At 29.8% G+C, this 302-nt stretch carries 1 pseudogene; it reads left to right on the top strand.

Annotated features, from left to right (window positions below):
• Window positions 1-302, top strand: a pseudogene (locus WFZ85_RS16195) (hypothetical protein); the annotation flags it as partial.

Genomic DNA, 302 nt, shown 5'->3' with positions numbered 1-302 from the left:
AAAGTAATGATAGTGAAACTGCACTGCGACTTGAGAAAATTGTTATCGAAAACACAAGGTTAGTTTATGATGATAAAGCAACTAAAATGTTAATCGATGCAAAAGGTTTCAATTATGCTGGTAAGGGTGATTTAGATTTAGCGGTCTTTGAAATATATACAGAGGCACAAATTGACGATTTTAGTTTAACATACAACGGCGAACAATATTTGAAAAATAAAAAGGTCGACGCCGATTTAATAACTATTATTAATACAAACTCTTTGGCTTTTGTATTTCAACAAAACAACTTAAAAATTAAT

Source organism: Flavobacterium aureirubrum, from assembly GCF_038739835.1.
Taxonomy (GTDB): Bacteria; Bacteroidota; Bacteroidia; order Flavobacteriales; family Flavobacteriaceae; genus Flavobacterium; species Flavobacterium aureirubrum.
The sequence above is the reverse complement of the archived record's forward strand: the minus strand, read 5'-3'. Positions and strand labels throughout refer to the sequence as shown.